19 protein-coding genes, 2 tRNA genes and 3 rRNA genes are annotated in these 20,893 nt (G+C 47.7%); 2 read left to right on the forward strand and 22 right to left on the reverse strand.

Annotation, left to right across the window (positions count from 1 at the left end):
* Positions 1-73: 73 nt before the first annotated feature.
* The 5 genes from MCG46_RS17495 to MCG46_RS17515 form a co-directional block, all read right to left on the reverse strand.
* On the reverse strand, positions 74-742 hold the full coding sequence (locus tag MCG46_RS17495) for a response regulator transcription factor (RefSeq protein WP_020226414.1): 669 nt from the start codon (positions 740-742) through the stop codon (positions 74-76).
* 250 nt (positions 743-992) lie between these two features.
* A tRNA-Ala gene (locus MCG46_RS17500) sits at positions 993-1,068 on the reverse strand.
* A gap of 18 nt (positions 1,069-1,086) precedes the next feature.
* Positions 1,087-1,163 (reverse strand) — tRNA-Ile (locus tag MCG46_RS17505).
* 132 nt (positions 1,164-1,295) lie between these two features.
* Positions 1,296-1,985 (reverse strand): N-acetylmuramoyl-L-alanine amidase family protein, encoded by a 690-nt coding sequence (locus MCG46_RS17510; RefSeq protein WP_240281138.1) that lies wholly within the window; start codon positions 1,983-1,985, stop codon positions 1,296-1,298.
* Positions 1,986-2,014: 29 nt separating this feature from the next.
* Positions 2,015-3,325 carry an MATE family efflux transporter gene (locus MCG46_RS17515; protein ID WP_240281139.1) on the reverse strand — a complete coding sequence of 437 codons (1,311 nt, stop codon included), beginning with the start codon at positions 3,323-3,325 and terminating at the stop codon, positions 2,015-2,017.
* Between the two features lie 61 nt (positions 3,326-3,386).
* On the opposite strand from MCG46_RS17515, the gene MCG46_RS17520 reads away from it, so the two are divergent.
* Positions 3,387-4,181, forward strand: coding sequence for a MerR family transcriptional regulator (locus MCG46_RS17520; RefSeq protein ID WP_240281140.1), 795 nt, complete (start codon positions 3,387-3,389; stop codon positions 4,179-4,181).
* Positions 4,182-4,300: 119 nt separating this feature from the next.
* On the opposite strand, the gene MCG46_RS17525 is transcribed toward MCG46_RS17520, so the two are convergent.
* The 8 genes from MCG46_RS17525 to MCG46_RS17560 form a co-directional block, all read right to left on the reverse strand.
* A complete protein-coding gene (locus MCG46_RS17525; RefSeq protein ID WP_240281141.1) occupies positions 4,301-5,638 on the reverse strand; it encodes an MATE family efflux transporter in 1,338 nt (445 codons plus the stop codon).
* A complete protein-coding gene (locus MCG46_RS17530; RefSeq protein ID WP_240281142.1) occupies positions 5,635-6,069 on the reverse strand; it encodes a MarR family winged helix-turn-helix transcriptional regulator in 435 nt (144 codons plus the stop codon). Before MCG46_RS17530 ends, MCG46_RS17525 begins: the two co-directional genes overlap by 4 nt.
* A gap of 728 nt (positions 6,070-6,797) precedes the next feature.
* Positions 6,798-7,085: an ORF6N domain-containing protein gene (locus tag MCG46_RS17535; RefSeq protein WP_345893101.1), complete on the reverse strand. Its 288-nt coding sequence runs from the start codon at positions 7,083-7,085 to the stop codon at positions 6,798-6,800.
* 551 nt (positions 7,086-7,636) lie between these two features.
* Positions 7,637-8,044: a 30S ribosomal protein S9 gene (rpsI, locus tag MCG46_RS17540; RefSeq protein WP_006059536.1), complete on the reverse strand. Its 408-nt coding sequence runs from the start codon at positions 8,042-8,044 to the stop codon at positions 7,637-7,639.
* Positions 8,045-8,059: 15 nt separating this feature from the next.
* On the reverse strand, positions 8,060-8,497 hold the full coding sequence (gene rplM / locus MCG46_RS17545) for a 50S ribosomal protein L13 (RefSeq protein ID WP_020226420.1): 438 nt from the start codon (positions 8,495-8,497) through the stop codon (positions 8,060-8,062).
* A 246-nt stretch (positions 8,498-8,743) separates the two neighbouring features.
* Entirely contained in the window at positions 8,744-9,592 is an 849-nt protein-coding gene (locus tag MCG46_RS17550) for a DUF4097 family beta strand repeat-containing protein (protein WP_240281144.1), read from the reverse strand.
* A complete protein-coding gene (locus MCG46_RS17555) occupies positions 9,589-10,179 on the reverse strand; it encodes a DUF1700 domain-containing protein (RefSeq protein ID WP_240281145.1) in 591 nt (196 codons plus the stop codon). Before MCG46_RS17555 ends, MCG46_RS17550 begins: the two co-directional genes overlap by 4 nt.
* Positions 10,172-10,492 (reverse strand): PadR family transcriptional regulator, encoded by a 321-nt coding sequence (locus MCG46_RS17560; RefSeq protein WP_020226423.1) that lies wholly within the window; start codon positions 10,490-10,492, stop codon positions 10,172-10,174. The genes MCG46_RS17555 and MCG46_RS17560 overlap by 8 nt, the downstream gene beginning before the upstream one ends.
* Before the next feature lie 100 nt (positions 10,493-10,592).
* Between MCG46_RS17560 and MCG46_RS17565 the strand changes: the two genes are divergently transcribed.
* Positions 10,593-10,970: a hypothetical protein gene (locus MCG46_RS17565; protein WP_240281146.1), complete on the forward strand. Its 378-nt coding sequence runs from the start codon at positions 10,593-10,595 to the stop codon at positions 10,968-10,970.
* Between the two features lie 162 nt (positions 10,971-11,132).
* Here the strand turns inward: MCG46_RS17565 and truA are convergent, their stop codons facing one another.
* The 9 genes from truA to MCG46_RS17610 all read right to left on the reverse strand — a co-directional run bounded on the left by truA (position 11,133) and on the right by MCG46_RS17610 (position 20,816).
* Positions 11,133-11,945 carry a tRNA pseudouridine(38-40) synthase TruA gene (gene truA / locus MCG46_RS17570; protein WP_240281147.1) on the reverse strand — a complete coding sequence of 271 codons (813 nt, stop codon included), beginning with the start codon at positions 11,943-11,945 and terminating at the stop codon, positions 11,133-11,135.
* Positions 11,942-12,739: an energy-coupling factor transporter transmembrane component T family protein gene (locus MCG46_RS17575; RefSeq protein WP_020226426.1), complete on the reverse strand. Its 798-nt coding sequence runs from the start codon at positions 12,737-12,739 to the stop codon at positions 11,942-11,944. Before MCG46_RS17575 ends, truA begins: the two co-directional genes overlap by 4 nt.
* Positions 12,736-13,593 (reverse strand): energy-coupling factor transporter ATPase, encoded by an 858-nt coding sequence (locus MCG46_RS17580; protein ID WP_240281148.1) that lies wholly within the window; start codon positions 13,591-13,593, stop codon positions 12,736-12,738. Before MCG46_RS17580 ends, MCG46_RS17575 begins: the two co-directional genes overlap by 4 nt.
* The gene (locus MCG46_RS17585) at positions 13,569-14,396 is read right to left on the reverse strand and encodes an energy-coupling factor transporter ATPase (protein ID WP_020226428.1); all 828 of its coding nucleotides are present in this window, start codon (positions 14,394-14,396) and stop codon (positions 13,569-13,571) included. The genes MCG46_RS17580 and MCG46_RS17585 overlap by 25 nt, the downstream gene beginning before the upstream one ends.
* 231 nt (positions 14,397-14,627) lie before the next feature.
* On the reverse strand, positions 14,628-15,191 hold the full coding sequence (locus tag MCG46_RS17590) for a hypothetical protein (RefSeq protein ID WP_240281149.1): 564 nt from the start codon (positions 15,189-15,191) through the stop codon (positions 14,628-14,630).
* 51 nt (positions 15,192-15,242) lie between these two features.
* Positions 15,243-15,830, reverse strand: a complete 588-nt coding sequence (locus MCG46_RS17595) for an O-methyltransferase (RefSeq protein WP_240281150.1) — start codon at positions 15,828-15,830, stop codon at positions 15,243-15,245.
* 90 nt (positions 15,831-15,920) lie between these two features.
* Positions 15,921-16,034: ribosomal RNA gene (gene rrf, locus MCG46_RS17600) — 5S ribosomal RNA — on the reverse strand.
* 95 nt (positions 16,035-16,129) lie between these two features.
* A 23S ribosomal RNA gene (locus MCG46_RS17605) occupies positions 16,130-19,025 on the reverse strand.
* 253 nt (positions 19,026-19,278) lie between these two features.
* Positions 19,279-20,816, reverse strand: a 16S ribosomal RNA gene (locus MCG46_RS17610).
* The 16S, 23S and 5S rRNA genes sit together here, the layout of an rRNA operon.
* Positions 20,817-20,893 lie beyond the last annotated feature (77 nt).

The following is a 20,893-nucleotide window of genomic DNA, read 5'->3' on the forward strand; positions in this document are numbered from 1 at the left end:
TCCCTTTCTGTCCTTCATTATCGCAGAGAAAGGTCAAGGAAAGCTTAAGAGAAAGCTAAAGACTCCCTAAAGTTCAGCTCTTGATGAAACGATACCCCAATCCCCATACAGTTTCTATACGCCACCCTTCGCTGCCCAGCTTTTTTCTAATATTACTGATGTGCGTATTCATTACATCATTATCTCGTGCAAAAACATCATTCCATACAGTTTCATAAAGATTTTGCTTAGAGAAAACCTTATTGGGATATTTCATTAACAATTCTAAAATTTGATATTCTTTAGCTGTCAGTGAAATGGGATTCTCTTGAATAAAAACTGATTTTGACTGCGTATCTAACGCCAATTCTCCACAGATAATCCGGATTCCCGGAAATGTTTTCTGATTTCGGATTAAACAGCGTTCGATCCGTGCCAACAGCTCTTCTAAGTTGAAAGGCTTGGTTATATAGTCATCCGCGCCAAGCCGCAGTAATTCTACTTTCGTGCGTACTAAATCTTTTGCGGATACAACTAAAATCGGTACATCGGAAACCTTTCTTATTCCGCACAGTATTTCTTCCCCGCTGACATAAGGAAGCATTAAATCTAAGATAACTAAGTCAAAGAACTTCTGGTTAAAAACAGACAATGCGTTAAGTCCAGAAAAACAACATTCAGTTTCATAATTATAATTGCACAAAAAATCAGTTAATATTTGACATATTTCTTTGTCATCTTCTATGATTAATACACTGCTCATATTCAGCTCCCGTTTATGTTGAAAATTTATTAAAGTGCTTTTCTCATCTTTGAAATTTGATATTAAATTTGGTATATCCCCGCATTTACGTCACATTTATCAATGAACCTGAGCTTTTAGCCAAGAACAGTCCATCAAATTCAAGGATATCTTTGATTCAACTTTATCTCAACTATGGAGAAAAAAAGGATATCGCTCAAAGCCTTACATAGACTTTTATAAATCGCGATATCCTAATAGTAACATATCATGGTGGAGCATAACGGGATCGAACCGTTGACCTCCTGCGTGCAAAGCAGGCGCTCTCCCAGCTGAGCTAATACCCCATGTATATTTAAATTCGATGGTGGGCCTGAATGGACTTGAACCAACGACCTCACCCTTATCAGGGGTGCGCTCTAACCACCTGAGCTACAGGCCCAATTAACTGTTTCCCATCGAATGCTTAATAAATATACCACGGAGAAAATAAAGTGTCAACAACTTTTTAAAGTTTTTTCGATTTTTTGCATCGCCGATGATCCTGCCCTCTCAGTCGGCCTGTTTTTCCCTGTTATTCCAGAATCTTAACAAAATCATCAATCCCCTGAAAGATTGCATAAGCAATTTCATCCAGGTGTTCATCTTTCTGCAGTGCAGCTAAATCCTGACCGTTGGACAAGAATCCAATCTCAGCCAAAATCCCCAACGTAGTCGTCTGTTTCAGAATATAGATATTCCCGGTTTTGGGTTGGAATTTCGACTCCGTTACCGGCCGCAGCCGTTCCAATACCGCCGCGGCCAGCTGATGGGAATTCTCATTTCCCTGCTGATAATAAACTTCGGCTCCATGAACACGTTTGTCCAGCGAGATATTGCAGTGAATGCTGATAAATAATGTCACTTGGGGCTGATTCATAATCTCTACTCGTTTCTTCAGATCTTCCCGCTTCACATTCTTAGCCTCCGAAGGTGCCAGATCAACGTCCTCTTCCCGGATCATAATCACTTCGGCACCCGCCCCTTCCAACAATCGCTGCAGTTTCTTCGCTGTTTTTAAATTAATCTCATCTTCGTCGATCGCCTGACTCCGCGCTCCCGGATCCTTTCCCCCATGGCCCGCATCAATCACTATTGTCATTCCGTTTAAGCGTGTATCCGACATGACCGTAATCGCACGGCTGAATGCCCGCATCACCAGAGCGGCGATCAACAGAACAATCAAACTGCCTGTTGCCCAACATTTTCGTTTTAACCGTTTCATCGTTTTATTGTATGAAAAAAGCAGCGGAGCTATGCCGCTGCAAAGGGATGCGTTGTCCGCATCAGGATCAAGCTTAAAATCAGACACAGACCTTCGCTTACGGTCGGAGTCAGCCAGATACCCACTGCCCCTAGAGCTGAGGACAAAATCAATAAACAAACTAAGATCACAACGATTCCCCGTGCTAACGATAACGTCAGGGCTGCTTTTGGCTTTGCCAGCGCAACAAAGAATCCGGATGTTAATACATTATAGCCCATGATCAGAAAACAAATTGCATAAATTCGGAAAGCGGTGATCGTATTGGCAAACAGCGCCGCTTCCTGCGGCTTGATAAAGACTGAGACGATCTGCGGCGTCAGGATCATGCAACCGCCAAAACAGAGCGCCGAAGTGAGTGCAGCGGCAATCAGTCCGTACCGATACACCAGTTTGATCGTCGCGGAGTCCCGCTGTCCCACCGCATAGCTGACTAACGGCTGACAGCCCTGGGCAATGCCTACAAACGCCATCAGCACCAGATTGTAGACATATGTCATAACCGTATAGCTGACAACGCCGGATGTTCCGATAATGGATAAAATCTGATGATTGAACGCAAAGACGATGACGCCGGCGGATAGCTCGGTAATGCAGTCGGCAATCCCGATCGGCACAATCCGCTTGTATTGAGACAGATCCAGCGAAAACCGGGTAAAATGAAAGTGCGTTTTCCGGCTAAACAGAAAGTGGCTGAAGAAAACAAGAAAGGTCAGCAGCTGGGAAATTCCCGTTGCCCAGGCAGCTCCGGCTAGTCCCCAATGGAAGCCGAAGACAAACAAAGCATCCAGCACAACGTTGGTAAACGCCCCCAGCAGAACACCGAAAGTGGACAGCTGCGGGAAGCCGTCGGCCTTGATCAGCACTTCAAACGAATAAGAAACAATAAAGAAAAAGCCAAATCCCCCGATGATCCGCAGATATTCCGTTACATACTGCAGCGTATCGCTGCCGGCTCCCAGAAACAAAGCCAGCGGCTGAGCCAAGATCACACAGCTTACCGAAATCAGCAGCGCCAGCGTGGACAGGACAACGGTATTCATCGTAAACAGCTGATTAGCCCGCTCCTCTCGCCCCGCGCCTCGATGGATCGAAATCAACGTCGACGCGCCGATCGACAGCAGCAGTGAAAAAGCAAACATAAAGTTGATAAAAGGCATCGCCAGATTGACGGCAGCCAAGGCTGTTTCTCCTGCATAATTGGCAATAAAGATCCCGTCCACCATCGTATACAGGTTAAAAACCAGCATCGACGCCATGGATGGCAGGACAAAGCGTATAAATTTACGTTTTAAGCTCATAATTCCTCCTTCCTGAACCAGTATAAACCTTGGTATAATACTAGAGTCAAGGGGTGATCGAATGAAAAATCAGTATAAGATTCACCAGATCTGTCAGCTGTATCATATTGGTGCAGATTCGCTGCGGTATTATGAAAAGATGGGTTTGATTCAGCCGCAGCGCAGTGAAGGAAATTACCGGCTGTACTCCCTCAGCGATATTTGGCGGCTTAACGTGATCCGAGACTTATTAAAGCTGGGTTTCAGCACGCAGCAGATCAAAACCTATCTTGATTCCCGCTCCGTGGCTACCACCCGTCACCTGCTGGACGAAAAGGAAGCCATTCTGAGGCAGCGCATCGAGGAGATGAAGAAAGACCTACAGGACTTGCAAAATCGCCGTCAGAGCCTTGAGGAAGCGCTCAGCGAGCCGATGAATCAGGTGCGTTTACGAACATTTCCTAAACGGAGATGTCTGCTTTTAAAAGAGAAGATTGAACATGACGAGGATATCGATTATCTGTTGACAAAATTATCTGGACGGTTAGAGGAACAGCTGTCGATTCTCGGCAATGTCGATACCGGATCCATTCTGGAACCTCAGGCGGACGGCACAGTCCGATGCACATCGGTCTTCATTTGTACGGAAGATGAGTCCTATGATTTTACATTGGAAGAAGGCCAATATCTCACCCTGACTTACAGCGGCCGCTACGATACGCATGACGAGCATCTGCGAATCCTGCAGGAGGCAATTCAGAAACGAAAACTAAAAGCCGTCGGTCAGTTCCTGGAATTCTTACTGATCGACATTCATGAAACCCAGCGTTATGATGAATATGTCACGCAGCTTCAGGTCCGTGTTGTTGCTGAGTAATTCACAGGCAGAAAAAAACCTGGCCTTTTGCGGCAAAGCTTCTAAGTTGCTGCCGAAGAGCCAGGTTTTTATTCGTTTGGGTTTCTCCCGCAGAATCTAATGGCATCGGATTCCGCGCGCTAATCCTGCATTGCGCCCGAACTTGGATTATTTTGACTGCAGAGCAGAATGGATTCCTGATGTTCTGCCTTTCTTAACAATCCAAGACTGAATACCGCAATCACGACCTGAGAGATCGGAACCGCCGCCCAGGTACCGACGATGCCGAACTGAGCCGGCAGGAACAGCAGCAGACATGCCAGAATGATCGGTTCACCATAAATCAAAAGATAGGCATATTTGTTCTTCTCTGTCGCATAGAAATAGGAAATCGCAATCCGCGAAACAGCAACAAAGGCAAACCCTAGAATAAAGACCGGCAGACTTCTGCCCACGGCGTCTATTGTCTGGACTGAAGCCCCAAACAAAACCGCTGAGGCATAGCGTTGGCTGTACAGCAGAATCATGCTGAGCAAGGCAATCGCCAGACCAAACTGAAAGGCCAGCTTCCGCACATGGCGAACTTTGGACGGGTTCTGTTCGCCATAATATTGGCTGAACAGCGGCTGCGTGCCGTCACTGATTCCCTGCAGCAGAAGCAGCATGACGCAGCAGACATAGCTGATGATCGCGTAGGTGCTGACGGCATTGTCGCCTCCGACCCGAATCGCGCTCCAGTTGATCAAAATCAATGTCACATTGGGGACAAAGGTCAGACCTAAAGGTGAAGGCGTCAGTTTCAGAATCCGAGTAGTCTGATATTCCCAGCCTTTATCCCATTGTGCCTTTAGCGTTTTCCGCAGCGGATACAGCACGGCCAGGCACCAAATCATCGTGACCGCCTGTCCCAACACTGTCGCAGCGGCCGCGCCAGCCAAACCATACGGCAGCACCCAGACAAAAACATAATCCAGCAGGATATTGGTAAGAAAACCGGCGATCATCGCAGCCATTGCCTGAATCGATTTTCCCATATTGCGGATTACGGGTACTAAACCGACACCCAACACCTGAAACAAGATTCCCATTATAATGACCGTGATGTATTCCCGGCCATAACTTTCCAATGCTCCCTGTGCTCCCAATAGATGCAGCAGCGTTCCGCCTAAGGGCAGATACACCAAAGTCAGAACCACGCTGACTAAAACTAACAGACCGCAGGTAATCCAGAAATAACGATTCCGTTCATTCATTCGATTCCCGCCCTCCGCAATGGCGAAGTGAATGGCGCCGGCCATCCCGATCCCTGTCCCTGCAGCCTGAATCAGAGCGACCAGCGGATAAACAAGATTGATTGTGGCCAGCCCTTGATCACCCACACTGTTGCCGACAAAGAAACCATCGACAATCGCGTAGATTCCTGACAGGGCAAAAGCGAGCATGGAAGGGATCACATACTTAAAAAATGTTTTGGTCAAGGTTTCACCTCCTCAAACGCATCAAGAAAGCGTTTCGTTTCCTTTAACATCGCCCGCATTGATGAAATTCCGATCGTTTGGATCACCTCAAGCTCGTGAGTCTGCAGCTCACGGATCACGGTTTGCGCCAGCGCCGTTCCCTGCGTTGTAAGAAGGATTTCCTTACGCCTATGATCTTGTGGGGATTCTTTGAAAACAACGATCTCCCGCTTCGCCAGGGCGTGCAGAATTGAATTGACCGTTTGTTTTGGCAGATGCCATCTCTGACACAGATCTCGTTGGGTTATGGGCCGATCTGTTTCCCACAAAGTATAAAGAAACAACAGCTCTGTATATGAAATACCCCGTGCTTTTGCCCAGTGGTCATAAACGTCATCCATTCTCCCCCAGAGCTCATAATACTCCATCATCAATGTCTGATGTTCATTCATTTTCATTCCCCCTCTCTTTGACCTTTTCAAACTCTGAATAAATCATGACTCTATTTAAAGATCAGTTTTTCAATTAGTCTGATTTCAGACCAATTGAAAAGAAGTATAGCAAATCCGTTGATCCCTGTCAAGTTTTCCAAAGAAGTGTATGCTTTATGTGTTATGAATCCTCGATATCTTCGTTATAATTGAGGAGAATATCGTGAAAAAGTATAGATTGTACGTATGACTAAGGATCGCCAACATCTTTTGTGAAACAACATAGCTGGCGATATAAAACAAGAGTTTTTTGAGCTATGCAGCATCAGGCTGTAACAGGCTCCTTGTCTAATGTTACGTTGAACGTGACGACAACCTCAGCGCAGATTTGCTGCCTTGTTAGAACTATCCTATCGCCTGTATACTCACGGAAAATCTAAAAAAATCCTATAATGGCCTTTATCTTAAATCTCTCCAGGCTATACCTGCTGAAAAAGTGCTGTGTTGCCAACCTGTTCCCAACAAGGACGATTTACCAGCTCATTCCAACAAAGAAAAACCCCTTCGCAAAGGGGTTTCCGCATAACTGATAGGTCTTGTAATTAACGCTGCTGAACCGCGGAGCACGACGAGCGGCCTTTAAGCCATGTTGCAATTCCCAGAACACCGTTTTCCTTGTGTATTCCGGGCTTTTTTCGGCTCTTTGTATATGGGTCATCCTATTTCTTAATCACAAATTCCGATGTAATTTACCCCTCTATTTCCAGCTCTAATCTCAGAAGAATGTTCCTCACAACACCAACATCCTCAATCAACGTAATTCCAAAGCTTACCTTAACTGCTACTTCGCTATGCAACACACTGGCCAGCATAGAAATTCCCTGTTCTGTAAATGCATAAGGAAGTGTCCTACGGCCACCATAATTCTTTTCTTCCTGATCAAAACTTGCAAAGCCAGTTTGGCATTTCAAGTTTTGATACTCCGTGTTCCGAATACTCTGTCCGTTGACATATTTAGTAGGTTCTCTCTCGATTATATATTGTCAGACCTGCTAAAACTGCGAATAGGAAAGAGATCTCCCTTGCTGGCGGCAATCACATACTCTACTATAGATTTTTCCTTCATCTCCCACAAACAATTCTGTATGTATCCAAATTCACTTTTTACCAATCAGCTCTGTTTCCAACTCCAAAACTTTTTCTAATGTACGCATCTATTCTGAACTTCCTTTGCGATAAGTTCTTTTCTGATTCTATTATTGGCATATGAAAGCGAAACACAAAGATACTGAAAAAAAACAGAGTGAAGACGTAACGCCGTTCCATCTTTTTAGTTTGAGCAGGCGATGACTTGCGCGTTCATAGACTTCACCTTATTTCTAAATTATGTTGATTGCTTCTGGAAATAGAAAAAGCACCCAGTCATCATCTATACTGAATGCTTGCATTAAAATCATATTCAATGATTCATATTTGGCCAAACTATGTCAAACCCTATCAGCTCTTCCAGTCAGAAATAAGAAAACCCCGGAAGTCTTTGATTTCTCGGGGTTCTTTGATCTGTTTTTGATACAGTTTGTACAGCAGATTAACGCTTGCTGAACTGCGGAGCACGACGAGCGGCCTTTAAGCCATACTTCTTCCGTTCCTTAGCGCGGCTGTCACGAGTCAGGAAACCCGCTGCCTTCAGCTTCGGACGGTAATCACTGGAAGCTTCCAGCAATGCCCGTGCGATACCATGACGCATAGCGCCTGCCTGGCCGGTGAATCCACCGCCACAGACATTGATCTTGATGTCAAACTGACCCAGAGTTTCTGTCAGTTCCAACGGGGAACGGACAACCATGCGCAGTGTTTCTTCCGGCAGGTATTCCTCCAAAGTCTTTCCATTGATGCTCATTGCACCTGTGCCCGGGGTCATGAAGACGCGGGCAACAGCTGTTTTACGACGGCCTGTGCCGATATACGTTACGTTTGATTTCTTTTTCGCTGCCATTAGTCTTTCTCCTTACTAACCCTTGATTTTCAGCTCAACAGGTTTCTGAGCCTGATGCGGATGTTCGCTGCCTGTGTAAACAAACAGATGTGTACGCATAACATCGCCTAACTTCGTGTGCGGCAACATACCCTTGATGGCCTTTTCGACCCATTCAACAGTATACTGTTCACGCATGACACGAGTCGTACGAACGCGCAGTCCGCCTGGATGCATCGAGTGGCTGAAATAGCTCTTCTTGTTATCCTGATCTCCAGTGATCTCGATCTTGTCAGCATTGATGACGATGACATAATCACCGCAGTCAACATTCGGTGTAAATGTAGGTTTGTGCTTTCCACGCAGAACGGTCGCGACTTCACTCGCAAGACGTCCCAGTGTTAATCCTTGTCCGTCAACGACGTACCACTGACGTACAACTTCATTTGGTTTTGCCATAGTTGTCTGGCGCATAATTTAATTCCTCCTAACCAAGTGTAGTTTCCGGGGCTACATTTGGCATAAGTTGCCGAGTATTATTCTAAACTCCCAGCCCCTTTTCGTCAACTGTTTTTTAGGCTTTTTACCGTTTATTTTCACTCTTTTCATCATTTACCTGATTTCCACAGCTCTCCGTGTGCCATTTCCCTGAAAAAAGCGAAAAACGGCAAACTGCCGTTTCTCAGATACACTTATTTATCTTGTTAATCCGAAACCATTTCAGCGAAACTGAATATTCGTATCTCCCATGGCATTATCAATTTTCAGATGATGCGTTCCGCTTGTATCCTTCCAATAATTTGAAAGGTTCTGATCGTAATAAGCCGTCCCGATTCCCAGATCGCCCATTGCATTTTCCGCTTCAATCTGATAGTCAGTGCGATTCCCATTAAGCGTCAGCGCGACATCGCCCAGGGCCACATCAAATTTGCAGCGGCCATGCAGCGTTCCGCTGAAATCCACATCGCCCAGTGCCATCTCAAATTCTGAATCCACAAAATCCAGATCATCGACAAACAAATCTCCTAGCGCCAGTTCCACCTCGGAATTAGTCAGCGTCACACCGCTGCCGACATAAACTGCAATCCAGCTATGTTCGTGATCGACATTGCAAAGCCGGGTATGTTCAAGATGCTCCAGTTCGACCTTCAAAATTCCATTTTCAACTTTTGTTTTAACGCTCTGGCAATTTCGGTAACTCACTTCCACCCGCGTTTCCGTATCGCTGTTGCGAAGCAGCGTCACATCGCCCAGATCACTTTCCACATCAATTCCTGTGATATTGGAAAACGTTTCTTCATAGATCTGAAAATTCCCGTCGCCGTAAGCCATGCCGTGCTGATAATGAACTTCATCCTCATCGTCCTGATGATGCCGGTTCTTATAACCCTGGCCCATTCCCATCCAATGATCGCCGACGCTGATGCCGATTCCATTTTCCAGCTGATTCACGTTAATCCCCAAATCCTCAGAGGTCAGTGAAGTCTTCCCGCTGATCAGCGAGATCACAAGAATCAGAATTAATCCGGCTGCACCCATGCCTGCCGCAATTTTTAATACTGTTTTCATGCCTGGCTCCTCCTTTCCTGAATCCATTCATAGCCTTCCTGCGCCTTCACTTTTGCCCAAGGGACAACTTTTTTAATTAAGGTAATCAAACCGCACAGGCAAACCAGAAACAGAGCTGCGCAGATTAACATTCCGCCTAAAGCCAGTCCGGCTGAAGCCCAAGAAACAAATATCATTCTCACTGCAGTAATCAGCAGCGAAGCTGCCAGTCCGAAAAACAAGAACAGAAGCAGCAGAATAAGCATAAATGGCAGACACAGCAGGAATCCGAAAATGATCAGCAGGATCACGATCACTGCCGCCAGCGGCACCCAGATCGGACAGGCCACCAACGCCAGAATCAGAATCAGCGGCCATGGCCAGCTCTTATGTTCTTTCTGGTCTGCATTCATCCGGCTGTTATAGCTGCTGCGAATACCCTTCGCAAATTCTTCCGGAGATCCCAGATCATGAACTGCCTGTTCAAACTGATCCTCACCCGCTTCATCAAAATATTCCTCACAATACCGCATCGCACTTTCCTGTTCCTCCCGCGGCAGGCCTTCCAGCGCTTCTTTCAGCCGATGCAGATAAATCTGTCTAGTCATCAAGATTTCCTCCCTCTAAAATTGTCGTTATTTTTTGGGAAAAATGCACCCATTCCCGTTTGTATTCCGTGTTTTTCTCCAGCCCGTCTTCGGTCAGCCGATAATATCTCCGATTTCTGCCCATCACCGCTACATCATAGGTTTCCAGCAATTCTTCTTTCTGAAGTCTTCGCAGTACCGGATACAAGGTTGATTCCGACACCCCCAGTGTTTCTTTAATCTGCTGGGTCAGACGATAGCCATAGGTATCCTCTTTGGCCAGGATTGCCAAAACACAGGCATCCAGCAGGACCGATCCAATCTGAAATGTCATGGTATCTCCTCCTTGTATAATATTATATGTCGTATAATATTATATGTCAACTAGAGTATAAACAGAATTGACCGGACCATACTAAAATCAGGTGATAACAATGGAACTTTCTGAGAACAGACATATTTTGTACTTCAGCGAACAACCGATTGTCCTGATGGAGGAATTGCTGAAAATTAAAAAAATCGGATTTACCCATATTCCAACGGGAGTCCCAGAAGCGGCCCTGAATCAGGCTCAGCTGCATTATACAGCACTGAAAGCCTCGCCGTTTGTGGAAAACTCTGGGATCGGCTTTATTTTATTTGGTTCAGCCTGTGATCTGGCCCTGCCTCTGCAGCAGCTCTGCGATGTGAAAATGCTGCTGGTCAATCCGCTGCGGCGTGAATATTTTCCGGCGATGATCAGCGTGATCGAAGCCAGTGAGGAAGAATCGATGTTCTTACAGATCAAAGCGAAGCTGGAAAACATCGTTTAGCAACAAACCTCGGCCTTATCCTTTCGTTATCTGTTCCATCGTAATCTTGTAATTCATGTTTTTTCCATCTGAAGATCCGGCTGCAACGCAAAAAAACTGATTCGTCCATGAATCAGTTTTTTTATTCTCTGCTCCGTGCCCTCGCGGCAATCTTATTTTAAGTCAAATTCCAGGAAACACGGAGTCAGCGTTTTCTTTCAAGCTGTCTTTCAACCCTGCCTCGGGCTGAGGCGGATAATACACTTCCATCAACGTTAATCCTTGCGGTTTAGCGTTGAAATGACAGATCTGTTTGTCTCTGGCTTCCAGCATTCGGCCGACTTCGGCTGGAGCCAATCGTCCGCGGCCAACCTCGATCAATGTGCCGGTGATCATTCTGACCATATACCGCATAAACCCATTGCCCTCATAGATCAAACGCAGCTGCCCAGGTTCTTCAACCAGTTCCAGGCGCGTAATTGTACGGACCTGATCTGGAAGTTCTGCATGGGTATTGGCACAGAAAGAGGAAAAATCATGTTCTCCCACAAGATAAGCGGCAGCCTCACGCATTGTCAGCACATCCAGCGACCAGGGCGACTGGAAAGCATACCGACGGGTGAAGACGTTCGCCTCGCCCAGCTGGATTCGATAGTCATAGCGTTTTCCGATAGCATCAAAACGCGCATGGAAATGTGGATCCACGGCTTCGACTGAGCGAATATGGATATCCTTGGGCAGATGACCATTCATCGCTCGTTTCCATTGGAAAGCACTGAGCGAAAAATCAACGTCGAAATGAAAAACCTGTCCCCAGGCATGAACCTGGGCATCAGTTCGCCCAGAACCCGTAATGGAGATGGGGGTTTGACAGATTGCGCTGATCACATCCTGGATGGTCTGCTGGATTGTAGCGCCTCGATCCGCAGGCTGGATCTGCCATCCGGCATAATCAAACCCGTCATAGCTGACAACGGCCTTAAAGCGCTGCTTCATGCCAGCCAGAGAACAAGCATAGCGCCCAATAACGCGGCCGCACCCGCCAGCAGCAGATAATCCCGGCCTTCCATTTTTAAGACCTTATAACGGGTCCGTGGGCGGCCTGGGCAGTAGCCTCGGGCTTCCATCGCATTCGCCAGCTCTTCCGCTCTTTGAAACGCGGATACAAATAACGGCACGATTAATGAAAGAACCGCCATAATCTTTTCTTTCAGCTTGCCTTCCTTCAAGTCAACGCCGCGGCTCGCCTGAGCCCGCATGATGCGCTGCGTTTCCTCAATCAAAGTCGGGATGAAGCGCAGGGCGATGGAAATCATCATCGCAATTTCATGCGATGGCAAATGGAAGCGCTGAAACGGCTGAAGCAGATCTTCAATGCCCAGCGTCAGATCCAGCGGTTTGGTCGTCGCGGTCAGTACCGTGGTAATGATGATCATCAGCATCAAACGAATCGCAATATACAGGGTCTGAAATACGGCGTCACTGTAAATCGTAAAGCCCAGCACGGAGATTAACGGCGTGCCCGTGCGCAGAACAAGAACATTGACAATTAACAAAAACAGCAGCATGAACAACATCGGTTTCATCGAACGCCAAATGAAATTCAGGCTCAGTTTGGCAATCAACACTACTGCAATCGTGCAGACAGCGATGATCGCATAACCTAAGAATCCGGCAGGGAAGAAGATCGCGATCAGCACAATCAGCATTGCCATAATTTTTGCCCGCGGATCCATTCGATGAATCGGGGAATTCAGCGGCAGGTATTTACCTAATGCGAAATTATTCATTTCGTCTTCACCTCCCGCTGGATGGCCTTGGCCAACGTTTTAATGTCCATGATCTCCTCAGATAAATGGAAGCCGCGCTGGTTCAGCATCTCGCGCGTCCGGATGATCGCCGGCGGCAGAATGTTCAGCTGCTTCAGCAAATCGGTTTTGCGGAAGAACTCCTGAACCGTTGTTTTCTGCAGGATTTCACCGTTATCGACAACAACGACGTTATCACAGTAATTGAGGACATGTTCCATATCGTGCGTTACGATCAGCACGGTCTTGTGCATCTGTTTGTTGAGATTCATGAACAGCTGCATCATCGACTGGGCGCCCTGCGGATCTAATCCCGCTGTCGGTTCATCCAGCACCAGCACCTGCGGATCCATCGCCAGAATCCCAGCAATCGCAACGCGGCGTTTCTGCCCGCCTGACAGATCCAGCGGCGAACGCTCCAGCATCGCTTCCTCCAGGCCGACGACCTTGATCACTTCTCTGGCCCGGCGCACCGCTTCTTCCTCACTGACGCCAAAGTTTTTCGGACCGAAGGCAATATCTTTTAAAATCGTTTCCTCAAACAGCTGATATTCAGGGAACTGGAAAACAAGCCCCACATCCTTGCGCAGACTTTTTAAATGCTGCGGCTTCTCCTGGGCGCTGATCGTCCGGCCGAGAATCTCCAGCTTCCCAGAAGTCGGCAATAACAAGGCGTTTAAATGCTGCACCAACGTGGTCTTGCCGCTGCCTGTCTTGCCGATGATCGCCGTGACTTTCCCTTCCTCAATTTCCAAATCGACGTCCTTGAGTGCCGCATAGGCAAACGGCGTACCGCTGGAATAGGTATAGCTTAGTTTTTCAAATCGAATTGACACAGTTGATTCACCAGCCCTTCAATCGTAATTTCCGGCTTGATCGTCAAACCGTTTTTCTTTAACTGCTGCTGCAGCTTGATGCTGAACGGAATATCCAGATGCAGCTGGATCAGTTCTTTATCCCGCAGCAGGATTTCTTCCGGTGTGCCTTCCATCTTGATTTCCCCTTGATCCATCACCAGCACATGATCACTCTTGGCAACTTCTTCTATGTCATGGGTAATCGAAATGATGGTCAGCTGCGTTTGTGCGTGGAGCTGACGGATCACCCGGTTGATCTCATCCTTGCCCTGGGGATCCAGCATGCTCGTCGATTCATCAAAAATAATCATTTCCGGAGCCATTGCCAGAACGCCGGCAATCGCAACCCGCTGTTTCTGACCGCCGGACAAGCGTGTCGGTTCACTTTCCAGATACTCAGTCATATTGACTTTCTCCGCAAATTCCGTAATGATAGCGTCCATTTTGGATTGTTCTACACAATGGTTTTCCAAGCCAAACGCGATATCGTCACGCACCGTCGAGCCGATAAACTGATTATCCGGATTCTGGAACACGATCCCGACACGGCTGCGGATTTCCATCAGATTTTCCTCATTCAAAGGCAGATCGTCAATCAGGATCTCCCCTTCATCTTTTTCCAAAAGACCGATCAGCAGCTTGGCTATTGTTGACTTGCCGCTGCCGTTATGACCGATGATCGTTGTATAGCTGCCTTTCTCAATGGCGAAGGACACATTGCGCACGGCATGCGTCGATTCATCATAGGAAAAGCTTAGATTTTTGACTTCCAGCTGTTTCATCTTCTCACCTCAAAGTGTTTTAATTATACAACAGATGCACACGTTTTAAAACAAGAAAGAACCCCTTACGGCAAAGGGATTTTTTAGACATTAACAGGATTTTGAACGAACTTTGGGATCGGCGTTCTGTGATAGCCCTTACTTAAAAGAATCGACTGTTTTTAGGCTGAGGAACGTCAAAAAAGAAAAGTCTGTCACGCCGCTCAGACGCATCCAGACTTTCGTTTGCTTTTATTTGGCTTCCAGACGATAAGCGTGATATTGACCGTTCAGGCAGCAGACCTGATTGGAAACGTTCAGGATATCGCTCAGGATTTTCCCTTTTTCCACAATCAGATCTTTGCTGATCGTCAGCGATTGATCGCCGTCCGCTTCATTAATCTGATAGTCATGTTCCTTGATGATCCGCACAAAAGTAATCAGATCCTCCACGGCTGGGAATCTGATGTCGTGATAAATGGTAATCAGCGAGCCTTCCGGATAGTTCTGATCAAAATCCAGCTGTTCTTTCAGGGATGCTGAAATGAAGGCAGGCTTCAGATACGGATACATCAAATTGATTTCCTGGACTTCACGGGAATACTGCGGTTCTTCTTCAGCGGGTTCTTCCTGTGCCATCTCGGATTCAGGCGTTTCTGCAGAATCTTCATTCATCGGCTGAACTGGTGGTTCTTCCTCATCACTGCTCAGCGTAATAATCGTTTTTTCTTCTTCTTTTTTATTGGCGGCTTTGCTTAACAAATAGGCGGCGCCGGCGGCCGTCGCCAGCAAACCGAATAATAATCCTTTTTTCATCGTTGTCACCGATCCTTTTCTCTATTCTATCATATTTCATCAGGTTTTAAACTATTTTCTTAACAAGCCGACAACCGCAACGCCATCGCCGACTTCCGGATAGAACTGCGTCAGACAATTCGGATCCGTCATCAAGGTTTCGCGGAAACGCCGCAGCTTCTTGATCATCTGTTTTGTTCCTTTGTTTTCCGTCAGCGACGGATCTTCTACCATCCCATGGAAATTCAGATTATCAAACACAAAAACGCCGCCTTCCGCCAGATTCGCACGGAATTGCTGCATGTAATGCGGATACTGAGCCTTTGCCGCATCGACAAAGATCAGATCGTATTGCTGATCCGTTTGAAACTCGGCAATATCCACGACGTGAAGCCGAATCTGAGATTCCAGGTGTTCCACTGCGATGTTCTTCATCGCCACCTGTGCCCGTTCAGGATCGTTTTCCAACGTGTCGATCTGAATCAAAGGGGAAATCCTGGCCATGCGGATCGCGGAATACCCAATCGCAGTTCCCAACTCTAAAATGCGGGTATAGGCCTGGTTGCGAATCAGTTCCAGAATGAATTCAATCCCTGTCTTCATCATAATCGGCACATGATTTTCATGAGCGTAGGCTTCCAGTTCATCAATTGAAGGCATTCGTTTTCCTCCTTTTCCAAACGTCAGTACATGCGTTATTCATGGTTAAAACTAATAAGAAAAAAGGCTCCCTAGGAAGGGAACCGAAGAACCTGGCAACGAGCTGCCTTCACTATGGCAGGCATAGCTATTCTCGCCGCGGAAATGCTTAACTTCTGTGTTCGGGATGGGAACAGGTGTGACCATTTCGCTATCGTCACCAGATCGTTTCAGGATTATTCCCTGAAAACCAAATAACAGTTGCTTCTAGAAAGTCTTGCTCTTTCTTACTTCGTTATGAACGTTTGTTTTTTCCTCATGTGATTAAATCCTCGACCGATTAGTATCAGTCAACTCCACACATCACTGTGCTTCCATCTCTGACCTATCTACCTCGTCGTCTTCAAGGGGTCTTACTTTCTCTAGGAAATGGGAAATCTCATCTCGGAGTCGGTTTCACGCTTAGATGCCTTCAGCGTTTATCCGTTCCCCACTTAGCTACCCAGCTATGCATCTGGCGATACAACTGGTGCACCAGCGGTGGGTCCATCCCGGTCCTCTCGTACTAAGGACAGCTCTCCTCAAATTTCCTACGCCCACAACAGATAGGGACCGAACTGTCTCACGACGTTCTGAACCCAGCTCGCGTACCGCTTTAATGGGCGGACAGCCCAACCCTTGGAACCGAATTCAGCTCCAGGATGCGATGAGCCGACATCGAGGTGCCAAACCTCGCCGTCGATGTGAACTCTTGGGCGAGATCAGCCTGTTATCCCCAGGGTAGCTTTTATCCGTTAAGCGACGGCCATTCCATTCTGCACCGCCGGATCACTAATCCCGACTTTCGTCCCTGCTCGACTTGTCTGTCTTGCAGTCAAGCACCCTTCTGCATTTGCGCTCGTCGATTGATTTCCAACCAATCTGAGGGTACCTTTGGGCGCCTCCGTTACTCTTTAGGAGGCGACCGCCCCAGTCAAACTGCCCACCTGACACTGTCCCTTACCCGGCTCACGGATATAGGTTAGAATTTCAATCAACTAAGAGTGGTATCCCAACGTCGACTCCATTGAAACTGACGTCCCAACTTCTTCGTCTCCCACCTATCCTGTACATACTTGATCAAAACTCAATATCAGGCTACAGTAAAGCTCCATGGGGTCTTTCCGTCTAGTTGCGGGTAACCTGCATCTTCACAGGTACTAAGATTTCACCGAGTCTGCTGCCGAGACAGCGCCCAAATCATTACGCCTTTCGTGCGGGTCAGAACTTACCTGACAAGGAATTTCGCTACCTTAGGACCGTTATAGTTACGGCCGCCGTTCACTGGGGCTTCAATTCAATGCTTCGTGTTGCCACTAACACATCCTCTTAACCTTCCAGCACCGGGCAGGCGTCACCCCCTATACTTCGTCTTGCGACTTTGCAGAGAGCTGTGTTTTAGTTAAACAGTTGCTTGGGCCTCTTCACTGCGGCTCTTTCGAGCGCCCCTTCTTGCGAACGTACGGGGCTATTTTGCCGAGTTCCTTGGCAACAGTTCTCTCGCTCACCTTAGGCTTCTCGCCTTGACCACCTGTGTCGGTTTTGGTACGGGCCGCTCATTGATTTGCGCTAGAAGCTTTTCTTGAAAGCTGGCATCGCCGTCTTCGCTACTGGGTCGCCCGTTCGCTCCTCTTCACGCCTTCAGATTGACAGCCGGATTTGCCTGACTGCCTCCTACCTCGCTTGATCCGGAATCCATTTACCGGTCCGGTTAGCCTTCTTTGTCACTCCATCACTCAATGCGCGGGTACAGGAATATCAACCTGTTTTCCATCGACTACGCTTTTCAGCCTCGCCTTAGGTCCCGACTTACCCAGGGCGGACGAACCTTCCCCTGGAATCCTTGGTCTATCGGTGTGCAGGATTCTCACCTGCATCTCGCTACTCACACCGGCATTCTCACTTCCATGCGCTCCACCGCTCCTTCCGGTACGGCTTCGACGCCCATGGAACGCTCCCCTACCCAATGACCGAAGTCATTGCCATAGTTTCGGTATACTGCTTAGCCCCGGTTAATTTTCGGCGCAGGGTCACTCGACTAGTGAGCTGTTACGCACTCTTTCAAGGGTGGCTGCTTCTAAGCCAACCTCCTAGTTGTCTGTGCATCCCCACATCCTTTTCCACTTAGCAGTAATTTTGGGACCTTAACTGATGATCTGGGCTGTTTCCCTTTTGACCATGGACCTTATCACCCACAGTCTGACTGCCGAAGATGACATAATGGCATTCGGAGTTTGATTTCATTCAGTACACCTTGACGGCGCCATCATGAATTCAGTGCTCTACCTCCACTACCCTTACTTCGACGCTAGCCCTAAAGCTATTTCGGGGAGAACCAGCTATCGCCGTGTTCGATTGGAATTTCTCCGCTAGCCACAACTCATCCGCCAACTTTTCAACGGGGGTCGGTTCGGTCCTCCAGTTGGTTTCACCCAACCTTCAACCTGGTCATGGCTAGATCACTACGGCTTCGGGTCTATCTCATCGTACTCTCGCCCTCTTCAGACTCGCTTTCGCTTCGGCTCCGTGTCTTCCACTTAACCTTGCACGATAACATAACTCGCCGGTTCATTCTACAAAAGGCACGACATCACCCCTTAACGGGCTCTGTCTTCTTGTAAGCATATGGTTTCAGGTTCTATTTCACTCCGCTCCCGCGGTTCTTTTCACCTTTCCCTCACGGTACTGGTTCACTATCGGTCATGTAGGAGTATTTAGCCTTTCCGGATGGTCCCGGATGCTTCCGACAAGGTTCCACGTGCCTCGCCGTACTCAGGATTCCACTAGGTCGTCTTCCAATTTCGATTACGGGGCTTGCACCCTCTTTGGCGGACCTTTCAATGTCCTTCTTCTATCGGTTAACGTACCACGTTGTGGTCCTACTACCCCAGCCCTGAGGCTGGTTTGGGCTCTTCCCCGTTCGCTCGCCGCTACTGAGGGAATCATTCTTATTTTCTTTTCCTCCAGGTACTAAGATGTTTCAATTCCCTGGGTTCTCTCCTCATGAGCTATGTATTTACTCATGGGTAACGCGACATTACTCGCGCTGGGTTTCCCCATTCGGACACCGACGGATCGATGTGTGCTTACCACTCCCCGTCGCGTTTCGCCGTTAGCTGCGTCCTTCTTCTGCTCTACATGCCTAGGCATCCACCATACGCCCTTATTCATTTAATCACGCGTTCCTGTCTTGACTGCGAGTCGTCCAGTTACGCTTTTCTTTCTTAAGAACTGTTCAACGTTCAACTTCAAATATCTTGTTCTGATTTTTGAAATCTTTTCAACTTTTCAGAAAGATCATGTCTTTCTATCTGTTTTCTGTTATTCGGTTTTCAAAGAACAATCACTGGACTGAGAAATCTTTCGATCTCTCAAAACTAAACAGGCTTACTTTTCCACAAAATCCAACTTTTCTCGTCTTTCTCCTTAGAAAGGAGGTGATCCATCCCCACGTTCCCGTAGGGATACCTTGTTACGACTTAACCCCAATCATCAGCCCTACCTTCGACGGCTCCCTCCCTTTGCAGGGTTAGGCCACCGGCTTCGGGTATTGCCAACTCTCATGGTTTGACGGGCGGTGTGTACAAGGCCCGAGAACGTATTCACCGCGGCATGCTGATCCGCGATTACTAGCGATTCCGGCTTCATGAAGTCGGGTTGCAGACTTCAATCCGAACTGAGACGGACTTTCTGAGGTTTGCTCCACATTGCTGTCTTGCTTCTCGTTGTATCCGCCATTGTAGTACGTGTGTAGCCCAGGTCATAAGGGGCATGATGATTTGACGTCATCCCCACCTTCCTCCGGTTTGTCACCGGCAGTCTCTCTAGAGTCCTCAACTTAATGTTAGTAACTAAAGACAAGGGTTGCGCTCGTTGCGGGACTTAACCCAACATCTCACGACACGAGCTGACGACAACCATGCACCACCTGTATTCAGGATAACCTCCAGCATATCTCTATGCCTTTGCCTGATATGTCAAGACCTGGTAAGGTTCTTCGCGTTGCGTCGAATTAAACCACATACTCCACCGCTTGTGCGGGCCCCCGTCAATTCCTTTGAGTTTCACACTTGCGTGCATACTCCCCAGGCGGAGAACTTATTGCGTTAACTGCAGCACTGAGTTTCCCCAACACTTAGTTCTCATCGTTTACGGCGTGGACTACTAGGGTATCTAATCCTATTTGCTCCCCACGCTTTCGTGCATGAGCGTCAGTTACAGGCCAGGCAACCGCCTTCGCCACTGGTGTTCCTCCATATATCTACGCATTTTACCGCTACACATGGAATTCCATTGCCCTCTCCTGTACTCTAGTCTGACAGTTTCTAAGGCTGTATGGGGTTAAGCCCCACGCTTTCACCTTAAACTTTTCAAACCGCCTGCGCACCCTTTACGCCCAATAATTCCGGATAACGCTCGCCACCTACGTATTACCGCGGCTGCTGGCACGTAGTTAGCCGTGGCTTTCTGGTAAAGTACCGTCACTCCCATAGCATTCCCTCTATGAGCCGTTCTTCCTTCACAACAGAGCTTTACAACCCGAAGGCCTTCTTCACTCACGCGGCGTTGCTCGGTCAGGCTTTCGCCCATTGCCGAAAATTCCCTACTGCTGCCTCCCGTAGGAGTTTGGGCCGTGTCTCAGTCCCAATGTGGCCGGTCACCCTCTCAGGTCGGCTACGTATCATCGCCTAGGTGGGCCGTTACCTCACCTACTAGCTAATACGCCATAAGCTCATCCATCCGTGTTGTATCCCAACTTTAATTAGTCCCTGATGCCAGAAACTAACCTATCCGGTATTAGCAGTCGTTTCCAACTGTTATCCCAGGCCGATGGGCAGATTGCTTATGTATTACTCACCCGTTCGCCACTCCTCGTAAAGAAGCAAGCTCCTTTACAAAGCGTTCGACTTGCATGTATTAGGCACGCCGCCAGCGTTCATCCTGAGCCAGGATCAAACTCTCCATTTGTTCGAGTTTGTTTAGCTCGTTTATCTTCTCTGTCCTAAGACAGATTCTTTATGAATTGACGTTGTATTTTGTGCTTT

Source organism: Holdemania massiliensis (genome assembly GCF_022440805.1).
GTDB lineage: Bacteria > Bacillota_I > Bacilli_A > Erysipelotrichales > Erysipelotrichaceae > Holdemania > Holdemania massiliensis_A.